Source organism: Oligoflexia bacterium, assembly GCA_035326705.1.
Taxonomy (GTDB): Bacteria; Bdellovibrionota_G; JALEGL01; order JALEGL01; family JALEGL01; genus JALEGL01.
Genome location: DAOLES010000002.1, coordinates 298,578 through 319,058 on the forward strand (window position 1 = coordinate 298,578; position 20,481 = coordinate 319,058).

Consider the following 20,481-nt stretch of genomic DNA (forward strand, 5'->3'; position numbering starts at 1 on the left):
CAATATCAATAAATAACGCATAGCATTGTATAGTTTGTTTTGCTATGGGTCGTCAAGTTAAGATTTGTGACCCTGAACTTGACCAATAATAACATAAAGCATAGTTATCGGATGTGCAGCATGTTTATTGGTTAGCGTATTCATTATTGCCTGGGTTATCTTTGCTTAAAAAACACCAGCTTTTGCAGCATTGTGGAGGGATGGATGTTTTGCTGCAACATTTAAGATCTAAACAGCATCCAAATGAACAGATTGATAAAATCTTAAAAGATTTACCGGATTTACCTTTAGATCAAGCCAAACAAGAGATGGAGAAACTTAAGCGCAATGGTGCTTGGTTGATGAGTTATGCGGATGATATTTATCCAGAGAGCTTGAAGCAAATTGCCGATCCGCCTTTGGTTTTATTTGGTAAAGGTGTTTTGCCAAAACAGTACAAGCATTATTTTGCAGTGGTTGGTACCCGCCGTCCATCAAGCTACGGTCAACGTGTTGCTAAAAGCTTATGTAGAGAGTTGAGCCAGCATGGCTTGGTATTGCTTAGTGGGTTGGCAGCAGGGATAGACACCATTGCCCATCAAAATGCCGTTGACCAGGCGCAACCAACGGTAGCTGTTTTAGGGCATGGCTTAGGCATGTGCTACCCCCAACAAAATGAAGTTTTAGCCCAGAAAATTTTAACCACAGGTTGTTTACTAACGGAATATTTGTATGATGAAAAACCAAAAAACTATTACTTTCCGCAGAGAAATAGAATTGTTGCTGGTTTGGCTCAAGGCTTGTTATTGGTAGAGGGAGCAAAAAAAAGCGGTGCTGGAATTACGGCTAGGTTAGCCTTAGAAAACAATAAAGAAATTTATGCAGTTCCGGGAATGATAGATTCTCCAACAGCGTATACGCCCAACCTTTTAATAGCGCAAGGAGCAAAAATAGTGTTGTCTGCGCAAGACATTTTAGAAGATTATGGTGTTTTATTGAATTCAAATCAAGAGGATGAAGAACAGTTAAACAATAAGCTTGATCCATTGCAAAATAGTATTATGAAACAATTGGCTAAAGAAGCAGAACTTTTTGATGAGATATTGCAAACCAAACTCAAGGTTTCTGATCAAGACTTGCTTAAAGCCTTGGTAGATTTAGAGCAAATGGGTTTAATAGCACGTCAATTTGATGGAAGTTGGAGTAAGATTTAATGGATAAAAAAATAAATGTAGTGGGTGCTGGCATGGCTGGCAGTGAGGCAGCTTTTTTACTCGCAGAAAAAGGGTTTTTGGTAACTTTATGGGAAATGCGACCCAAAGTTAAAACACCGGCGCATGAGACGGATAAGTTTGCTGAAGTTGTTTGCAGCAACTCTTTAGGAGCAGATAATGAGTTTAGTGCCGGTAAAATCTTAAAAGATGAGATGCGAGCCTTTAACTCTATTGTTTTAGAGGCAGCAGCACATTCAACGGTTCCGGCGGGTAAAGCATTGGCCGTTGATAGAGAGCAGTTTGCAAGTTACGTTACCCATAAAATAAGCAAGCATCCTAAAATTACAATTAAACGAGAAGAGCTTAAAAAAATCAATGCCGATGAAATTTATATTTTGTCTACAGGACCATTGACGTCAGATGCACTTGCTGAAGAAATGAAGCAGTATTTAAATAGGGATTCGCTTTATTTTTATGATTCTATTTCCCCTATTATTGAAGCAGACTCTATTGATTTAGAGCAATGTTATTTTGCCAGCCGCTATGAACAAGATAATGATGATTATTTAAACTGCCCTCTGAATCAAGAACAGTACGAAACCTTGATTGCTGATATTAAAGCTGCAGAAAAAGTAGAAGCACATAATTTTGAAGAGTTAAAATGTTTTGAATCCTGCATGCCTATTGAAGTGATTGTAGATAGAGGTGATCAAACCTTGGCTTTTGGTCCAATGAAACCCGTTGGTTTACCTGATCCTAAAACAGGAAAAATACCTTATGCCGTCTTACAGTTGCGTAGAGAAAATGACCCAACCACCATGTACAACATGGTTGGCTTTCAAACTCGCATGAAATGGGGAGAACAAAAACGTATTTTTAGGAAAATTCCGGGCTTACAAGAAGCAGAATTTGTAAGAATGGGGTCTTTGCATAGAAATACTTACATAGACTCTCCAGACTTACTCAATTCTAGTTTACAGCTTAAAGCCCAACCCAACATTTATTTTGCCGGTCAAATAACAGGAGTTGAAGGTTATGTTGAATCTGCGGCCATGGGCCAGTGGGCCGCCTTATCGCTTGTCGCCCGTTTAACTAATCAAGACTTAACTGTTCCTCCCAAAGAAACTGCTATGGGAGCTTTGATTCGTTATATAACCGAAGGTCCTTTGCATGGTGATTTTGCCCCCATCAACACCAACTTTGGTTTGTTCCCACCCCTGGAGCTGAAAAAGAAGCTAAGAAAAAAAGACCGAAGAATTGCTCATTATAAGAGAGCTAAAGAACACTTTGCCCAATGGTACCCAAAGGTAGCCGGTACCTTTTAGTACCTTTGATGTGGTCTGATTTTTTCTAACCTGGGCTAAGTAAACCGTACCTTTTGAATGTTTTATGTTAAAGTTGTTGAGTGAATTGCTTAGAACAGTTTTCTAGTTATATCTTGTATGAAAGAAAGTTGTCCCAGCATACGCATAGGGCATACAGCAAAGATATAGAGTCATTTTTTATGTATGTTTTGGCGCAAGATACACTCAGTTCTATTGACCTTATTGCGCTCAGAAAAGTAAATAAAAAACATTTACAAAATTATATGGGTAAAATGCATAGAAGCCACAGCGGTAAATCTAGAGCCCGTATTTTATCCAGCTTAAAAACCTTTTTTAAATATGCATATATGAGAGGCTGGATAAAAGAAAAATTTTATGAATCCATTGAAGGGCCTAAAGTCAAAAAGAAGATTCCTGTTGTTTTAAGTGAAGAAAAAGTATTGGAATTACTGTATCAAGCCAAATTTAAAGAAAAAACCCAAACAAGAGATAAAGCTATTTTAGAATTGTTGTATGGTTCTGGTTTGCGAGTGTCAGAATTGGTGGCCTTGAATTGGTTGGATATTGATTTAAAAACTGCTGAAGTAAAAGTATTAGGTAAAGGTAAAAAACAAAGGATTATTCCTATATCCAAACCAGCATTAGAACATTTGTTGGAGATGCGCAATCAAAAAGCAAGTCAGACTGTTTCATCCGTGTTTAACAATATGCGTGGACAAAGACTGACCACTCGGGGGGTTTTTTATGTACTAAACCAATTGGCCATGAGCTGCTTAAGTCAAAGTCATACGAGTCCACACGTTTTAAGACACAGTATTGCCACTCACTTACTCAATAGAGGTACAGATTTAAGGTTAATTCAAGAGCTTTTAGGACACGAGAATTTGCAAACCACTGAGATTTACACACAAACCAGCTTGCAGCATTTACAAAACGTCTATAAAAAATTTCATCCTAAAAGTAACTGAAATTACCTCAGTTTGTAAGATTAACTTGTTCACTAACAATTTTAAAACTTACTATTTTTTTAAGATGATGTAGAATTATTGCAATGCTAGTTGGAATTGATTTAGGCACTACCAATACCAGTGTTTCGTATGTTGATAAAAAAGGTAAGTTGAATGTATTGTCTCTGGGTGAACAGAAAAAAACCTTACCCAGTGTTGTGTCTATCGTTGAAGGTGAGATTTACGTTGGAGAAAGCGCTCAAAGACAAGCCTTAGTCAATCCGAGAAACACCATTTTTGATGTTAAACGGATGTTAGGGCGTAAATTTACAGATGTTGAAGTTCAAAATTCTTTATTGAAATACCCTTACCGTTTAATCAAAGGTGAAAGAAACCAAGTTAAAATCTTGATTGATGATAAAACTTACAGTGTTGAACAAATTGTAAGCTTTATCCTACAAAAAATTAAGCATGTTTTTAAAGAAGAATTGGGCCAGGACATAAGCAACTCAGTATTGACGGTTCCAGCTTATTTTAACAACATACAGCGTAAAGCTATGTTAGATGCTGCTGAATTAGCAAACTTAAAAGTAGAGCGGTTAATTTCTGAACCTACTTCAGCTGCTATGGCCTATGGGTATTACCAGGAAGATAATAAGAATATAGCGGTTTATGACTTAGGCGGCGGAACATTTGATATTAGTTTGTTGGAGCTAAAAAACAATACTTTTAGAGTTTTAAACAGTTATGGAGATACTTTCTTAGGGGGCAGTGATATTGACTACCATCTTTTTGAGCATCTGTGCCAAGATATTTGGGAACAGCATAAAATTTATATCAAAGATAGTGCGGTTTTAACTTACAAGGTTCGTAGTGCCAGCGAAAATATCAAAAAAGAACTATCTGTTCACCGTAAGGTTTTAGTGGAGTTTCCTTTTTTAAAAGGGCCCAATGGCCAAGTTGTCAGTTATTCAAAGGAAATCAATCGACAAACACTTGAGAGCATGAGCAGAGCAATTGTAGAAAAAACCCTGATTATTGCTCAACAAAGTTTGGATAGAGCGGGATTAAAAAAGACTGACTTGGATGATGTGGTTTTGGTTGGAGGACAATGTAAAATGCCAATGGTGATGGACAGGGTGGCTAACTTTTTTGGTAGAACTGCTGCAAAAATCATCAATCAGGATGAAATTGTATCCGCAGGTGCAGCATTGTATGGTGATGCATTAACACAAAAGCGTAAACACAGTATTATTTTAAAAGATGTCTTGCCACAAAGCATGAGTATTCGAAAAAATTTACGTATGAAGCGTCTTTTTAAAGCTGGACAAGCCTTACCTTTAAGTAAAACGGTAAAAATTGAGTTGAATGATGAAGAAAGAGAACATACTTTTTTTATTGATGAAGGTGAAATTGAGGGAAATTCACTACCAAAAAATTTAGGTGCAGTAAAATTAGATACTAAAAACTTACAAAATAAAAAATCGGTTAATATGACGTTCTCTATTAATGAAAGTGGTATTTTAAAAACAGAGCTTGATTCAAAACAAAGTGGAGAAAAAGAAGTTAAACATCAGCCACGGATTCAGTCGCATGGTTTAAGTGTGGATGAAATTGAGCAAGTTAAGCGTTCTGTTGATTCAAAACTTGCATCAACACAACATTCAAAAGATATGGCAGAAAAACAACTCAAAGAGCTTTTACAAAAAGTGCAGGGAATGTATTTAGATCAAAAAGCCCTATTTAATATTGACCAGCAAAATAAAATAGAAAAAATTTTTCAGTTAGGCCCAGCCGTGCTTAATCATGGTGACCATATAAAAATGCAAAAAATGTTGGAATCCTTATATGTTTTACAACAGCAGTTGGTGTAATTTTTATGAATGATATAAAAAAAAATGTTCGTTTATTTACTCCTGGTCCTACGCACGTTCCTGAACCAGTTAGACAAGCAATTTCACAGGCTTATATTCATCACCGTTCCCAGGAATTTGAACAGTGTTATTTAGATATACAGCAACGTTTTAAAAATCTGTTGGGAGAAAATACACAAACTACAATTTTAACCAGTTCTGGTTCTGGGGCTATGGAAGCAACAGTAGCCTCTTTTTTTAATACTGGAGATGAAGTTGTTGTGATTCATGCTGGTAAGTTTGGTGAACGCTGGCGTGATATTTGTTTGAACTATAGTTTGAAGGTTAAAGAGTTTGTTTGTCCTTGGGGGGAAGCAATCAACAGTCATGAAGTGATTGAGTGGGTAAAAGAGCATAAGCCAAGGGCGGTCTTGATGCAAGCATGTGAAACTTCTACAGGTGTTTTTCATCCGGTATATGCTCTTGGGAAGTTGTTAAAAAAAATAGATACATTATTGATTGTTGATGCCATTACGGCCTTGGGTATTTATCCATTTTCATTAGAACATGATGGCATAGATGTTTTGATAGGTGGATCACAAAAAGCCTTGATGTGTCCACCGGGTTTAGCAAGTGTATCACTCAATGAAAAAGCAACATCACAATTGCTTAAGTCCAGCAGATCTTATTATCTTTCTATTCAAAAAGAATTAAAAGCCCAGAAATCAGGAGATACGGCTTATACACCTGCAGTTTCTTTGTTTTTTGGTTTACAGCAAGCCTTAACAATGCTTTTAAAAGAGGGTATGGGAAGCGTTCATGCAAGACACCAGTTTTTACAAAGAGTAAGTAGAACATATTTTAAAGCACATGGCTTTAAGTTATTTAATAAAGACCATGATGCCGCATTGGGTTTAACCGCAGTATTAACAACTGATGATTTTGATGTAGCTCAGTTTTTAAAACAATTGAAACAGGAACATAATTTATGGTTGGCTGGAGGACAAGGTGAGTTGCAAGGGAAGTTATTTCGATTTGCCCATATGGGCTATTGTTATCCTAACGATATGATAGAAGCGTTAAAAAATATTGATGAATATATAAAACATCAAAGACACTACAATCCAGAAGCGATTGACGAAGCTGTTAAAGAGCTGCAACGGAGTTCATATGAAAACCCTCATTTGTGATGCCTTACCAGAACATATTGTTGATCAACTTCAAGCAATTGAAAGAATTGAACTTTTAGAAAAAGATAATGAGCATTTAATTCAACAGATTAAGGAGCAAGCCAATATTGTTATTGTTAGGAGTGCAACACAGCTTGATGCTGAACTGTTAAATCAATGCAAGCATTTGCAACTTATTGTTAGAGCAGGCATGGGAACCGATAACATAGATATTGTAGCAGCTACGCAAAAAGGCATAGCTGTGATGAACACACCTGCTAAAAATGCTAATGCTGCTGCTGAGCTAAGTGTGGCTTTGATGTTTGCTTGTTCTAGACATGTCCCCCAAGCCAATCAAAAAATGAAGCTTGGAGAGTGGGATAGAAAGTCTTTTATGGGTTATGAACTCATGGGTAAAACTTTGGCTATTTTAGGTTTTGGTAATGTTGGAAGAGCTGTTGCCAAAAAAGCTTTGGCTTTGGGTATGAAAGTGCTTGCTTATGACCCTTATATTGCTAAAGAAAGCATGGATAAATTGGGTGTCATAAAGCTCAATTTGGATGAAGCGCTTGAGCAAGCAGATGTTGTTTCATTGCATCTTGCGCTCACTGAAGAAAGTTATCATATTCTTAATCATGAAAAACTGATGACCATGAAAAAAAATGCCATCTTAATTAATACAGCTAGAGGTGGTTTGATTGATGAAAAAGCCTTGGTCACTGTAATGCAAAAAGGTCATTTGTATGCTGTAGGGTTGGATGTCTATGAACAGGAACCTTTAGAAAAAGACTCGCCGTTATTACAGTTAGCAAACCTTATTGTTCTTCCGCATCTTGGGGCGTCCAGTTATGAAGCTCAAAATAATGTTGGTCTTGCTGTGGTTGAACAGTTAAAAGTTTATTTAGAAAAAGATTTGGTTGTTAATGGCGTTAATGTGCCTGCCATTTTACCAGAAAGCTTTTTAAAACTGGGTAAGCTTTTGGACTTAAGTGAAAAAATGGCTTCAATGCTATCTCAAACCATCAAAGATCCTCTGCAGTCCATCAATGTTGCTTTTTCTGGGAGCTTGTCCAATGAAGATCAAATGGCACTAAAGGCTTCCGCCTTGGTGGGTGCTTTGCGTCCTGTCTGCCAAGACTCAATTAATTTTGTTAATGCTGAATTGCAAGCACAAAAAAGAGACATTCATAGTTCAATCACGGCCTATGCTGATTCAATAGACTATACCCATTGGATAAAAATAGAATTGATGACCACGGGTCAAACAAAATATTGTGTTGAAGGTGCTCTTTTAGGGCAAAAACAACTCAAGGTGGTTTCATGGAACGGATATGATTTAGAGATTGAGCCAAAAGGACATATGTTGATCATTGAGAATCAAGATCAACCCGGCAACTTGGCAGCATGGGCAACCTTGATTGGTCAAGAAGGCATTAATATAGAAGAATTATGCTTATCTTCTACTAAAAAAGACAGTGATCTAGCGGTGTCCATTGTGCGGATGAATCAAGCCTTAAGTAAAGAATGTTTATCAAGTATTCTTGACTTATCCATGGTTCATTCTGTTGCAAGCGTCAATGTGCCTTGAGCCTTATATTTTTGTTTTTAAAAAGATTTTCTAGTCTTTTTTAACATGCATGTTAATAGTAAAAAAATGGCAAATGTAGTTGTTGTTGGCGCCCAGTGGGGTGACGAAGGAAAAGGTAAAGTCGTTGATATTTTTGCTGAGCAAGCGGACTTGGTGGTTCGTTTTCAAGGTGGTAACAATGCAGGACATACGCTTGTGGTAGAAGGCAAGAAAGTTGTTTTGCATCTCATTCCCTCTGGAATCTTAAGAGAAAATACAGTGTGTGTGATTGGTAACGGGGTGGTGATTGATTTAGATGTTCTTAAACAGGAGATTGATCAGCTTCATACAGCAGGCATTCATATTACACCAGACAACCTAAAAATCAGTGAAAATGCACATATTATTATGCCCTATCATAAACAATTGGATTTAGCGGCAGAAAAAAAACGCGGCGATGCTAAAATTGGAACAACAGGAAGAGGCATTGGCCCATGTTATGTTGATAAAGTTGCTCGTGAAGGTTTAAGAATGGGTGATCTTTTATCCATGAAATGGTTTGAAAGTAAGCTTGATGCTATTGTTGAAGGTAAGAATGAACTCTTGACCAAAGTTTATAACGAACCAGCTTTAGATAGTAAGGTCATGCTTGCAAAAATTCAGGAGCATTGTAAATGGGTTACAGCACACATTAGCAATACTTCGCATTACATTTACAGCGCTAAAAAGGCTGGACAAAATATTTTATTTGAAGGTGCCCAAGGCACTTCATTGGATGTAGATCATGGTACATATCCTTTTGTAACCTCATCTAACACAATTGCTGGTTCAGCTTGTACGGGCTCAGGTGTTGGCCCCAGCCATATTGATAAAGTTGTGGGTATCATGAAAGCTTACACCACCAGAGTTGGTTCAGGTCCATTTCCAACAGAACTTAATGATACTGATGGCAAGTATCTTCAAGAAAAAGGCCATGAGTTTGGTGCAACGACAGGTAGACCTAGACGTTGCGGTTGGTTGGATGCAGTGTGTTTGCAGCATGCGGTTAGGGTCAATGGTATTACTGATTTGGTGGTAACAAAGTTGGATGTTTTAAATGGCTTAAAAACAATTAAAATTGCAACGTCCTATAAAGTTGATGGTCAAGAGCACACAGAATTTATTGCTGACTGGAGAATTTTAGAAAAATGTGAACCGGTTTATGAAAGTTTTGAAGGTTGGGAGAGTTTGCCAGAAAACTGTGCATCAAGAAAAGACTTGCCCAAAAATGCTCAAATTTTTTTAGACCGGATAGAAGCCTTGACAGAGGCTAAAATTAGCATGATATCTACAGGACCAGCTAGAAAAGAAAGAATCATTGAGGATTCTATTTTCTAAGTCAATAAAAGAGCTAAAAAATACAGCTTTCCCTTGCGCATTTGCCAGGTTCTATGTATAAGCAGAAATCTGTTTTGGGCCCGTAGCTCAGGGGTAGAGCAATTGCCTTTTAAGCAATGGGTCGTTGGTTCAAATCCAACCGGGCTCACCAAAAAACAGAATAAGGATAACAGCTTGATAAGCTGTTTAGGCGCCCCCATCGTCTAGCCCGGTCCAGGACACCGCCCTTTCACGGCGAAAACAGGGGTTCAAATCCCCTTGGGGGTACCATCTTTTCTTTAGATTTCGGTACGCACAAGTACTTTATTTTATAATTACAATGATTGCCAGGCTTAAGGGCTTTGAACCCCAAGGCTATACTTGCTGACGCAAGTATAGCCTTGGGGGTACCACTTTCTTCCTTTAGAACAAGGTACATTTCAAGTTCATCTTCCATTCAAATAAAGTGCTATTTGGGGATTTGAACTACGCGCCTTTGGCGCTAGTTCATTTTTTATTTGTGTTTACGTAGCAAAGCCATTGTATATGGCTTTGCGCACGGGAGTGAACAAATTAAAACGCGGTTTTAATTTGTGAGAGGGGCATGAGCTGATTTTAGAAAAAGAGCGAATAGCGGGAGGGGATTAGAGCTTCTGAATATTCGGTTTTAATTATCTAGATATGACTCCTAAGGGTAGTTTTCTTAAAACTTTAATTTTAAAAAATAAAAATATAAAATTAAAAACACATATTGATTGGGTAAAATTATAGTAATATTAAATGCTTACATTGAATAGTAAAAAAATATTGTCGTATTTTTGCTTGAATAATTGTCGTATTTTTGTTACCCTATAGAAAATGAGGAAAAGTTTAAAAAAAAGAATTTTCGAGAAAATAAAGCGTTCTAAAAAACGTGTTTTTTTGAGAAAAAATTTTGCTGCCTTAGGTGACTACGATCAAGTTGGACGTGCTTTGCGTGAGCTGATGGATGAGAAAAAACTCATCCGCTTGGGTTATGGCTTGTATGTTAAAACAAGAAAAAATATCTATACCGGACAGATAATGATAGACGGGGCTTTTGAGGAAATTGCTATCGAAGCGTTAGAACGATTAAAGGTTGATTGGGAATATGGAAGTCTAATTCAGGATTATCAAAAAGGAAGCGAGCAAATCCCCGCTCGTTTGGATGTGATCATCAATGATCGATTTCAAAGAAAAATTGGAGTCGATCGATATCAACTCTATATTGAAAAGTAGATGAAGGCCTTCCCCTCATTTGTTGATATTGCTCAAGCTTTATCAAGCTATTACAAAATATCTAATCCTATACCAACAGCTATTGTTGAAAAGGAATTCTTTACTATCGACATTTTGAGAAAATTAGAAAATCTAATGATCAGTGATGATTTTATTCTCGTGTTCTCTGGAGGAACATGTTTGACGAAGGTTTACTTAAAAAACTCTAGTCGTATGTCAGAAGATATTGATTTAAAAATGATTCCAAACAAAGAGTATCTTGAAAAGTCAAAGTCCCAGCAAAAGAAACAGCGAAAAGAATTTGGAGAGCGGATTATCGATCATATTCTAAATGATCAAACTTATGATTTGGTGAGTCAAAAGAAAAGAAATGAATATAGATATCAAGAATTTCAAATTAGGTATCCAAGACAGGGAAATACTTTGCATTATCTTCGTCCAGAAATAAAAATTGAACTGACTCAATCTGTGCTTTATCAAGATGCGGTAAAAAAAAGTATTGAGTCCTATAGCGCAAAAATTATGAAAAGTGATTCAGAGGTAAAAAACTTTCCTTGTTCTGAATTAGAAAGCATTTTAGCAGAAAAATTACTTTCTCTGCTTAGAAGAACTGCAGGTGTAGCGAGGGGAATTAAGGAATGGGAAGATGAAAGATTGATTAGACATGCCTACGACCTTTATGTCACTAAAGATTTAAATTACTCAAAAAAAGTTTTTCACGATATATTTTGGAAGGCAGCAAAATCTGACCAAGAACGATTTAGTCAAAAACATACCGAGTATAGGACAGATATAGAGAAAGAGCTTTCTTTTGGTCTAGAACAATTAAAGGCAACGCTTCACTTTGAAGAAAGATATGATCGTTTTGTAGGGCCATTGGTATTTGATTCGAAGCCACCAATTTGGGAAGAAGTGTTGGCTAATCTAGAAGTGCTCTTTGCATCAGTGCTGAAAAAGTAAATTTGAAGAGTTTTAAGTTTATTATATTAGACTTTTCTTACCTCCACTAACATGAGCGCCAAGCTAGAAAGTTAGAATACATATTGAGCATTGATTAAGAACTGACTAAGAGCAGGATTTTGAATTTTTCTTTTGATGGTAATTGCATAAATAGATTCTTTTACAGCGGTAGTTTTACCAATGACTTTAGTATTATAGTTTTTTACAACATCTTGCTCTATGCTGCTAGGGATTGCAAAGATGCCATGACCTTCTTGCCCCAGCATTTTCATTAATGCGCTATCCTGAATTTCTGCTACAAAATTAGGGTGTATATTGTTTTTTTCAAACCATAACAAAAGAGATTGTCTAAGAGATGTATCTTTGGTGGGTAAAATAAAAGGAAATTGGTCTAAACAATGTGGGAAAGGACCGTTTAGTTTTTCTACCATAGCTTGTGCAACACAAAAACTAATTGGACTTTCTCCTAAAAAATGATTGTAAGCTTTGATATTGAGTAATGGCGGAACAGGCGCATCAGATAAGACAACATCCACTTCATGCAATGTTAGACGCTCCAGTAAGCTGCTTAAATTGTCTTCAAAACAGTGAGGAACAATTTTTTTGTTTGAGTTAAATAACTTGTTAATCAGTTTATAAGATAAAAGTTTAGGAATCATCATAGTTATCCCAATGTTAAGATCATGTGTGCCTTGATGGTTAAGATTTTTTAGGGTGTTTTTTAAATCGTGACCAATGCTAAATATATCTTGTGCATAAGCATAAACAATACGTCCCATTTCAGATAATTTTAAAGCTCTTCCATCTTTAATAAAAAGTTTGTGACCTAGGTTGTTTTCCAGTTGTTTTAATTGGGCACTAATGGTGGGTTGTGCCAGTCTTAGCTCTTCTGTAGCTTTTGAAATGCTTCCACATTTAGCAACTTGCCAAAAATAATAAAGATGATGATAGTTGAGCCAATCCATAAGTCTTAGTTTAGCAAAAACATAGAAAAAATAAATGTATTAATGTTAAACTATCTATTTGATAAAATTATTTTGTGCATTACAATAAAAAATGTTCTAGTGCCTTTGTGTATTACTCAGATCTCTAGTTCTAGTTATGAGGTCTAAAATTCAGAAAATTATTAATGAGAGGGAATCATGTTGGATGTTTTAAAACAGTATCGCTCAGAAGATTTTAAACAAGATTTTTCTGCCAGTGTTGTGGTCTTTTTGGTTGCTACGCCTTTATGTTTAGGAATTGCTTTAGCTTCGGGAGCACCTTTATTTTCTGGCATTGTTGCAGGTATTGTTGGTGGAATTATTGTGGGTAGTTTAAGTGGCTCACAGCTTGGGGTGAGTGGGCCAGCAGCGGGACTGGCTGTTATTGTGCTCAATGCAATAGGAGCCCTAGGTTGGGAAACCTTCTTATTGTCAGTGGTGATTGCAGGTTTTATGCAGATTGGATTGGGTTACCTTCAGGCAGGTGTTATTGGCTATTATTTTCCTTCCGCAGTTATCAAAGGCATGTTGGCAGGGATTGGTTTAATTATCATTTTAAAACAGATTCCACATGCTGTAGGCTATGATGCCGTACCTGAAGGACTTTTAGAGTTTAAACAAGCAGATTCATTCAATACGTTTTCTGAGTTGGGTAACATGTTTTCTTATGTCCAGCCAGCGGCCATTTTAATTACACTTATTTCTCTTGCAATTTTAATTGCGTGGGAACAGCCAAGAGTTAAAAAAATGTCTTTGAGTAAATGGGTTCAAGGTCCTTTGTTGGTGGTCATTTTTGGGATTATTGCAAATCAAGTTTTATTGGCTTTGGGGTCAAGTTGGGCTCTGGATCAAAAGCATGTGGTACAAATACCCGTAAGTTCAGGATTTTCAGAATTTATGCAACTGTTTACCTTGCCTGATTTTTCTAAAATCAGTCAACTTTCAGTTTATACAACAGCATTGACCTTAGCCGTAGTAGCAAGCTTAGAAACTTTATTATGTGTGGAAGCAACCGATAAACTGGACCCATATAAAAGAGTAACGCCAACCAATCGTGAGTTAAAAGCACAGGGTGTAGGAAATGTTGTTTCTGGACTTATTGGCGGCTTACCTATTACGCAAGTGATTGTAAGAAGTTCCGCCAACATTCAATCTGGGGGAAAAACTCAGATGTCAGCCATATTTCATGGGTTTTTATTGTTATTGATTTCATTTTTGCTCCCTAACATATTAAACATGATTCCGTTGGCCTCTTTAGCGGCTATTTTATTACTTGTTGGGTATAAATTAGCGCATCCAAAAACCTTTAAAGCTATATTTAAACTTGGTCGGTATCAGTTTTTACCTTTTATTGTAACCGTAGTTGCAATACTCTTAACTGATCTGCTCACGGGTATTGGTCTAGGTTTGGTTGTTGCAGTCTTTTTTATTCTTTTGAATAATTTTCGCCATTCTTATGCTTGTAAAACTGTGGTTGAAAACGGTCAACAAGAACATATGAAGCTATATCTTTCAGAGAATGTTAGTTTTTGGAACCGAGCCAGTATCATTAAAATTTTACAAGATGTGAAGCCAAACTCAAAACTAACCATTGATGCAAAATACTCTATTAATATTGATCATGATATTTATGAAATTATTGATGATTTTAAGAAAAATGCCCAACTAAAAAATGTCGAAATATCGTTTAAAGGAGAGTTATTTAATAAATTACATAACAAGGAGGTTACACCATGAATAGCAAAAGTAAAAAAGATCTAGAAGCAATTACCCCTAAAAAAGCTTTGGATATTTTATTGGAAGGTAATAAAAGATTTAGCAGAGAGGTTGGTTTTGATTATGCTGTTAAGGATAGAATCAATGCTACTCAAAACGCACAATATCCTTTTGCTGTTATTCTCACATGCATGGATTCACGCGTCTCAACTGAAATTGTATTTGATCAAAACATTGGGGATATTTTTGTTATTCGTGTTGCCGGATGTGTGATCAACGAAGATATTTTAGGTAGCATTGAATACGCGTGCGGTGTTGTTGGATCTAAACTTGTTTTAGTTTTAGGGCATACAAAGTGTGGAGCAGTGACTGGAGCTTGCCAAGATATAGATTTGGGTCATTTGACGGGGTTGCTGAGTAAAATAAAACCAGCTGTTAATACCGTTAAAAATCAAGGCATTACCCAAGAAGATGAAATAGTTGAAGCAGTGAATGTTGAAAATGTCAAAAACAGTATAATAGATATAGAAACAAGAAGTTCAATTCTAAAAGGCTTGATTAATAAAGATGAGTTGAAAATTCAGGGTGCCGTTTATGATGTAAGTACAGGAAAGGTGCATTTGCTTCACAAGAACGAGTAAAATAGGGTATAAACAATAATATTATTGGCTATGGTGGCTCAATTTTGTGCTTATTATTTAAAGCGAGGTAATCGTGTCAGAAAAAAATACAAACTACAGAGTCGAAAAAGGTGTTATTTATGAGGAAGCCTCAACAGAACGCACAATTGCCAGAATGAATGAAGAAAAACAATATGTCTCAGTCATCATTAAAAGAAATGATGAAGTTGCCAGACATCCAGATGATATTTTAGAAAAAGCTATTGTAGAAGGCAAAGAGCAAATGAATCGCAGCTTCTTTTCATTATTGCTATCAGCCATATCAGCAGGATTAATTTTAGGGTTTGCCGCTATGGCAGTTGCATTTGCTTATACGGCAACAGTGGATATGGGGTTTATCTACAGACGTCTGGCCATGGCTTTAGTATATCCCTTAGGTTTTATTATTTGTATTTTTAGTGCTTCACAATTGTTTACTGAACATACGGCATTGGCTGTTTATCCCTACCTTGATAATAAGTGTAGTTTTAAACAATTGCTTCGTTTGTGGTCAATCATACTTTTAGGTAATCTAATTGGTACCGCCGTTAGTGCAGGGTTAATATCCTTAGCAGACCCTGTGATTCAAAATGAAAGCGGTTACATTGCCGTTGCGCAACATTTAGTGCAATACCCTTGGTTACAGATTTTTATCAGTGCAGTTTTAGCAGGATGGTTGATGGCTTTAGGCGGGTGGCTGTTGTATGCTAGCTCATCATCAACCGCACAGATGCTTTGTATTTACATTGTTACATTTTTAATTGGTATTGGTGGATTGCATCACTGTGTGGCAGGTTCAGCAGAAATGTTTGTTGCCTTATTTATTGATGCCAGCATAGGCTTATCAGAAATGGGATATTTTTTAAGTGCGGCCATTTTGGGTAACCTTATGGGAGGTAGCTTTATGGTGGCCAGCTTAAATTATAGTCATATTAGGACTGCGCAATAAATTTAGTTACTTAGAAATTTGATATTTTTAAGTACTTAATCAGCATTTTTTAAGTATAATGTAAAGAGTATGAGAAGAATTTTAGATAAGTTAGCTTTTGTCATTTTGATAGGTTTATTGAGCGCATGTGTTTCAAAACCGGTTAATTTAAGTGAACAAGATATTGCGCAAGCAGCACAACTATTTTATAAAGTTTTGGATAAAAAAATTGCAGATGTTCAGGGTCAAGATGCACAGATAGAGATTATAGAAGCTAAAAAAGATAATGAAAGAACGGATACCATGCATATTGACTATGCCTTGGATTATGTTTTACCTGAGAAGAAAGATGAGCCAGAAGCCAAGATTCAATATGCAGCAGTGGCAACATTAAAAGCGTTTTATAAAAAGCATAAATTACATTTTCAGGTTTTAAAGTCAGAGCAAAAAGAATATCAAATGGATTTTATCAATGGCATTATTATTGATGCCAATCAAGAACCATAATTTATTGCTTAAGAAATGTGGTTTGCACAAGCATAAGCTGAAGACCATGCCCACTGAAAATTAAAACCTCCCAATTGCCCGGTTACATCAACGACTTCACCAATAAAATATAAACCCTGACAAAGTTTAGATTCCATGGTTTTTGAAGAAATGTTTTTTGTGCATACGCCGCCACGGGTGACTTCAGCTTTATGGTAGCCAATTGTTTTTTTAGGAATGAGTGTATATTGAGTGATTAAAGTAGCCACAGCATGAAGTTGCGGGTTGCTTAACTCTGCCATTTTTTTATTGAGCAAAGCTTGTTCAATAAAATTTTCAATAAAACGTTGAGGTAAAAGAGGTTTTAAAAAAGATTTAAGCAGTTTATGGCCGTAAGTATGTTTTTGTTGTTGTAGCTCTTTTTCTAAATCAACTGAACTTGAAAACTGTGGTAAGAAGTTAATATTCACAGAACTTTTATCATACCAATACAAACTGGCTTTTAAGGCGGCTGGGCCACTTAAACCTTGATGGGTAAACAAAAGATCATCTTTAATAGAATATTGATTAATTTCAATAGCAACAGGTAGTGATACCCCTGCCAATAATGAGAATTTTTTTAAATCAGACTCTTTAACCTTAAAACCATCTAAAGCAGGCTCAGGTTTGATGATTGAATGACCAAATTGTTTTGCAATGGTATAGCCAAAATCACTTGCTCCCAATTTGCTAAAGGATAGGCCACCTGTTGCAATAATAAGCTGTTTACATTTGTATGTTTTACTGGTTGATAAAGTTAAAATAAAATTATCTTCTGGTTTAGTGATGGATGAAACAGTTTGGTTCATGCCTATAGAGACATAAGTTTGATCAATTTTATTAATCAACAAATTAAGAATATCTTGCGCAGATCTTTTACAAAACAATTGTCCGAGCTTTTTTTCATAAAACGGAATATTGGCCTGTGTTACTTCATCAATGAAGTTTTGAGCAGTATATTGACTTAAAGCTGATTTTACAAAGTGAGGATTTTGACTGATATAATCATTGGCGCAAGCATGCATATTGGTAAAGTTACATCTTCCTCCACCTGAGATAAGAATTTTTCTACCTAGACTTGAGTTGTGTTCCAAAAGCAGTGTTTTAACTTTTTTTTGGCCAAGAAGGCCTGCTACCTTTAATCCAGCAGCGCCTCCCCCAATGATGATGCATTGATATGTGTTAGAGTTATTCACTTTTGCCTTCTTAACAAGCTTAATGTGAATAAACAATTTTAATGTTTTGTTAGAAAGAGCTTTTTGTTAAGCTAGCATAAATGGTTAAAAACACAGAAAAATGGTTTGTTTATATTATTCTGTGTTCAGATCAATCTTTGTATACTGGAATAAGCAAAGACGTTAATAAACGTTTTGAGCAGCATTTGAATAAAAAAGGGGCTAAGTATTTTTATGCAAGAGCCCCTGTAAAAGTGGTTTACAAAGAAAGCTTTAAAAATCATGGTGAAGCATTATCCAGAGAGTATGCAATTAAAAAATTAAGTTCTAAACAAAAAAAATTGATGATTAAAGGTAATGTCAGCTTAACCAATTGAAGCTATATTTTTGTTTTTTTAAAACCACGTTAGATAGCAAACAAGCTATGATTAAACTGTAAAAAAAAGCGTGATTGATAAATAATAAATGCTTTAAGATGAAACTAAAGCAAGCAATGGTTGCTGCATAAATAAGCTGTCCTCTGACTTGATCTGGACTGGTTTTTGGATCAGAGAGCATAAAAAAGGTGAAAATCATTAAAGCTCCGGATTGAAGTTCATGAGCCCAGACTAAAAATTCAAAACCTAAATAAATTGTCTTAATGGCTGTCAGTAAAAAGTAAAATAATAAAAAAGCTATGCTGGGTAAATTAACTTTGGTTTTTTGCGTAACCACCATGCCTAAAAACATAAACCAGATAATAAGACTGGTGGAGTGACCCCAGAGTGAATCTGATATCCATATAGGTTTTATAAATAACAATGCAAAAACAATAGCGAAGTTGGCTGGATTAAAAATATGTTGTTGATGCCAACGTAGAGCAAACTTAGAGCTAATTGCAATGAATGCCAATAAAGGATAAGTCCAAAAAAAATTACTCCGGGTTAGTAAGCAAATGGATAATGAAGTAATAATAGCGCTAAGAATTGAAATTTGTGTTTGTTTGTAGAGTTTAGCAAAGAAGTATTGGCAAGCAATGGCAGTGAATAAACATAATATTAATCCGGGTAAAGAAAGACTTAAGTCTTTAAAGGCTAGTCCAAGACCAATAAAACTGCTTAAAAAAATAATTTGATAGATGCGAGCATCCAAAACTTTATTTTTTTTTGTTAGCACTGAGCTTAGCAAGTTTTTCATTTCCTCGTTTAAAGTTGCCTGTTGCTTTTGCAAGAAGCATTTGTATATCTTCTTCATTGTTGCAGCCTTGTAACTGAGAATACAGTTTTTCTGCTGCTTTGGATTTAAGATGCATAATCACTTTGTGATTATAAGAGACTCTTAATAGTCCTTGTTTACTGTAGTGATAACTAAACATTGATTTTATAAGTTCTCAATGGTTTTTCTGATCTGTACGGCTTCATGTTTAATTTGATCTTGGTCAAACAAGGCATTGTTCATCTGACCATCTTTTTTCAAGCATTGGCCATTGACTAAAACTGTATCTACATTTTCACTTTGTGTAGCATACACCAAGCGGGAATAAATATTGTTAGCATCCAAGTAAGGAACTTGATTGGCATGATCTTGTGAGAGCAATACCAAATCTGCACGTTTGCCCACCTCAATGGAGCCAATCAGATGGTCCATGTGTAAAGCTTTGGCCCCATCAATGGTAGCCATTCTAAAGATATCTTTTGCTTGTGCTTGTAGGGGGTCATTGATTTTTGGAAGGAGACTGGCAAATTGAATTTCATTCCATAAATTTAAGGTGTTATTAGAGGCAGTACCATCGGTAGCAATGGAGACAGGAATATTTATTTTTCGCATTTGACTAATATTATGCTCATAACCCGATCCTAGTTTTAAATTAGACTTAGGACAATGGGCAATACCAACATTGTATTCTTTAATCAATTCTAGATCTTTTTGATCCGTCCAAACCATATGCGCGGCCACAATTTTTTCTTTTAAAAAGCCAAGCTGCGCTAGGTATTGTGTAGGACTAGTAGCGGATTGTTTGAATGTGTCATTAATGAGTTGAGTTTCATGTTGAGTTTCTGCGACATGAATATGAATGTTTGCCTTATGGTTGTGAGCAGCTTGGGCAATATCTTCTAAATGTTTTGGACTCACAGTGTAGGGAGCATGAGCTGCATAACTAGGGTGAATATGAGAGTGATTTTTCCATTGCGCAAAAAAATCTTCATTGAGTTTTAAGGTATAGTCCCAGCGCTCTTTATCATTAGTGATATGTGAGGTATTGGGTGTAGGAAAATCAATGCTTCCAAAACTAATAAGACCTCGCATTCCACTTTCTTGAGTAGCATTAGCAATATCATCCACAAAAAAATACATGTCATTAAAGCAGGTTGTTCCGCTGGCAGCCATTTCCCAACAGGCCAGTTTACTGCCCCAATAAACATAATCATGGGTAAATTTAGCTTCTGCTGGCCATATATATTGATTGAGCCAATCGTTGAGAGGTAAGTCATCTGCTAAGCCACGCAGTAGAGTCATGGCAATATGCGTATGACCATTGATGAGTCCTGGAATCATGATTTTGCCACTGGCATCTATACTTTCATGCTTGTTTTCTATATTTAAGTTTTGCCCTACTTTTGTTATTACACCGTTTTCTATAAGGAGGTCATGTTTAGTTAAAATGCGCTCATCTTTATCCATGGTGACAATTAATGCATTTTTAATCAATGTTGCTGTATTACTCATGCGCTAGAGACTAGCAAATCAAGAAATAAAGGCAAGACAAGAGTCATACAAACGCTAAAAGATAAAAAAAAGCCGTGTGGGGGAACACGGCTTTCTTCAAAGGAGGAAAATGAATGATAGCTTTAACTCATGTCTAAAGTGTTGGCTATAGGTACAGTATAG

Annotated in this window: 19 protein-coding genes and 2 tRNA genes; 16 read left to right on the forward strand and 5 right to left on the reverse strand. The window is 36.1% G+C overall.

Annotation, left to right across the window (positions count from 1 at the left end):
• The first annotated feature begins 113 nt into the window (after positions 1–113).
• From dprA to PKC21_04600, 11 genes are all read left to right on the forward strand, one after another.
• Positions 114–1,193, forward strand: a complete 1,080-nt coding sequence (gene dprA, locus PKC21_04550) for a DNA-processing protein DprA (protein HMR24608.1) — start codon at positions 114–116, stop codon at positions 1,191–1,193.
• Complete coding sequence (gene trmFO, locus PKC21_04555) at positions 1,193–2,518, forward strand: methylenetetrahydrofolate--tRNA-(uracil(54)-C(5))-methyltransferase (FADH(2)-oxidizing) TrmFO (protein HMR24609.1); 1,326 nt, start codon at positions 1,193–1,195, stop codon at positions 2,516–2,518. The genes dprA and trmFO overlap by 1 nt, the downstream gene beginning before the upstream one ends.
• Before the next feature lie 80 nt (positions 2,519–2,598).
• Positions 2,599–3,486 carry a tyrosine-type recombinase/integrase gene (locus tag PKC21_04560; GenBank protein HMR24610.1) on the forward strand — a complete coding sequence of 296 codons (888 nt, stop codon included), beginning with the start codon at positions 2,599–2,601 and terminating at the stop codon, positions 3,484–3,486.
• An 83-nt stretch (positions 3,487–3,569) separates the two neighbouring features.
• The gene (locus PKC21_04565; protein HMR24611.1) at positions 3,570–5,339 is read left to right on the forward strand and encodes an Hsp70 family protein; all 1,770 of its coding nucleotides are present in this window, start codon (positions 3,570–3,572) and stop codon (positions 5,337–5,339) included.
• Positions 5,340–5,344: 5 nt separating this feature from the next.
• Positions 5,345–6,508, forward strand: coding sequence for an alanine--glyoxylate aminotransferase family protein (locus PKC21_04570; protein ID HMR24612.1), 1,164 nt, complete (start codon positions 5,345–5,347; stop codon positions 6,506–6,508).
• Positions 6,489–8,075 carry a phosphoglycerate dehydrogenase gene (gene serA / locus PKC21_04575; protein HMR24613.1) on the forward strand — a complete coding sequence of 529 codons (1,587 nt, stop codon included), beginning with the start codon at positions 6,489–6,491 and terminating at the stop codon, positions 8,073–8,075. The genes PKC21_04570 and serA overlap by 20 nt, the downstream gene beginning before the upstream one ends.
• Before the next feature lie 66 nt (positions 8,076–8,141).
• Entirely contained in the window at positions 8,142–9,431 is a 1,290-nt protein-coding gene (locus PKC21_04580) for an adenylosuccinate synthase (GenBank protein HMR24614.1), read from the forward strand.
• A gap of 76 nt (positions 9,432–9,507) precedes the next feature.
• Positions 9,508–9,582 (forward strand) — tRNA-Lys (locus PKC21_04585).
• A 41-nt stretch (positions 9,583–9,623) separates the two neighbouring features.
• Positions 9,624–9,701, forward strand: a tRNA-Glu gene (locus PKC21_04590).
• 567 nt (positions 9,702–10,268) lie between these two features.
• On the forward strand, positions 10,269–10,667 hold the full coding sequence (locus tag PKC21_04595) for a DUF6088 family protein (GenBank protein ID HMR24615.1): 399 nt from the start codon (positions 10,269–10,271) through the stop codon (positions 10,665–10,667).
• A complete protein-coding gene (locus PKC21_04600) occupies positions 10,668–11,627 on the forward strand; it encodes a nucleotidyl transferase AbiEii/AbiGii toxin family protein (protein HMR24616.1) in 960 nt (319 codons plus the stop codon).
• A 71-nt stretch (positions 11,628–11,698) separates the two neighbouring features.
• Here PKC21_04600 and PKC21_04605 read toward each other — a convergent pair whose 3' ends face one another.
• Positions 11,699–12,592, reverse strand: a complete 894-nt coding sequence (locus PKC21_04605) for a LysR family transcriptional regulator (protein HMR24617.1) — start codon at positions 12,590–12,592, stop codon at positions 11,699–11,701.
• A gap of 177 nt (positions 12,593–12,769) precedes the next feature.
• Between PKC21_04605 and PKC21_04610 the strand changes: the two genes are divergently transcribed.
• The 4 genes from PKC21_04610 to PKC21_04625 all read left to right on the forward strand — a co-directional run bounded on the left by PKC21_04610 (position 12,770) and on the right by PKC21_04625 (position 16,420).
• Positions 12,770–14,347, forward strand: coding sequence for a SulP family inorganic anion transporter (locus PKC21_04610; GenBank protein ID HMR24618.1), 1,578 nt, complete (start codon positions 12,770–12,772; stop codon positions 14,345–14,347).
• Positions 14,344–14,967, forward strand: coding sequence for a carbonic anhydrase (locus PKC21_04615; GenBank protein ID HMR24619.1), 624 nt, complete (start codon positions 14,344–14,346; stop codon positions 14,965–14,967). Before PKC21_04610 ends, PKC21_04615 begins: the two co-directional genes overlap by 4 nt.
• Before the next feature lie 73 nt (positions 14,968–15,040).
• The gene (locus tag PKC21_04620; GenBank protein ID HMR24620.1) at positions 15,041–15,934 is read left to right on the forward strand and encodes a formate/nitrite transporter family protein; all 894 of its coding nucleotides are present in this window, start codon (positions 15,041–15,043) and stop codon (positions 15,932–15,934) included.
• A gap of 69 nt (positions 15,935–16,003) precedes the next feature.
• A complete protein-coding gene (locus PKC21_04625; protein HMR24621.1) occupies positions 16,004–16,420 on the forward strand; it encodes a hypothetical protein in 417 nt (138 codons plus the stop codon).
• A gap of 8 nt (positions 16,421–16,428) precedes the next feature.
• Here the strand turns inward: PKC21_04625 and PKC21_04630 are convergent, their stop codons facing one another.
• Entirely contained in the window at positions 16,429–17,634 is a 1,206-nt protein-coding gene (locus PKC21_04630; GenBank protein HMR24622.1) for an NAD(P)/FAD-dependent oxidoreductase, read from the reverse strand.
• A gap of 80 nt (positions 17,635–17,714) precedes the next feature.
• Between PKC21_04630 and PKC21_04635 the strand changes: the two genes are divergently transcribed.
• Entirely contained in the window at positions 17,715–17,990 is a 276-nt protein-coding gene (locus PKC21_04635) for a GIY-YIG nuclease family protein (protein ID HMR24623.1), read from the forward strand.
• Here the strand turns inward: PKC21_04635 and PKC21_04640 are convergent.
• The 3 genes from PKC21_04640 to PKC21_04650 are packed head-to-tail and all read right to left on the reverse strand — an operon-like array spanning position 17,974 to position 20,319.
• Positions 17,974–18,789, reverse strand: coding sequence for an RnfABCDGE type electron transport complex subunit D (locus PKC21_04640; GenBank protein ID HMR24624.1), 816 nt, complete (start codon positions 18,787–18,789; stop codon positions 17,974–17,976). The genes PKC21_04635 and PKC21_04640 overlap by 17 nt on opposite strands.
• Positions 18,749–18,967, reverse strand: a complete 219-nt coding sequence (locus PKC21_04645) for a hypothetical protein (GenBank protein HMR24625.1) — start codon at positions 18,965–18,967, stop codon at positions 18,749–18,751. The genes PKC21_04640 and PKC21_04645 overlap by 41 nt, the downstream gene beginning before the upstream one ends.
• Before the next feature lie 5 nt (positions 18,968–18,972).
• Positions 18,973–20,319, reverse strand: coding sequence for an amidohydrolase (locus tag PKC21_04650; protein ID HMR24626.1), 1,347 nt, complete (start codon positions 20,317–20,319; stop codon positions 18,973–18,975).
• Positions 20,320–20,481 lie beyond the last annotated feature (162 nt).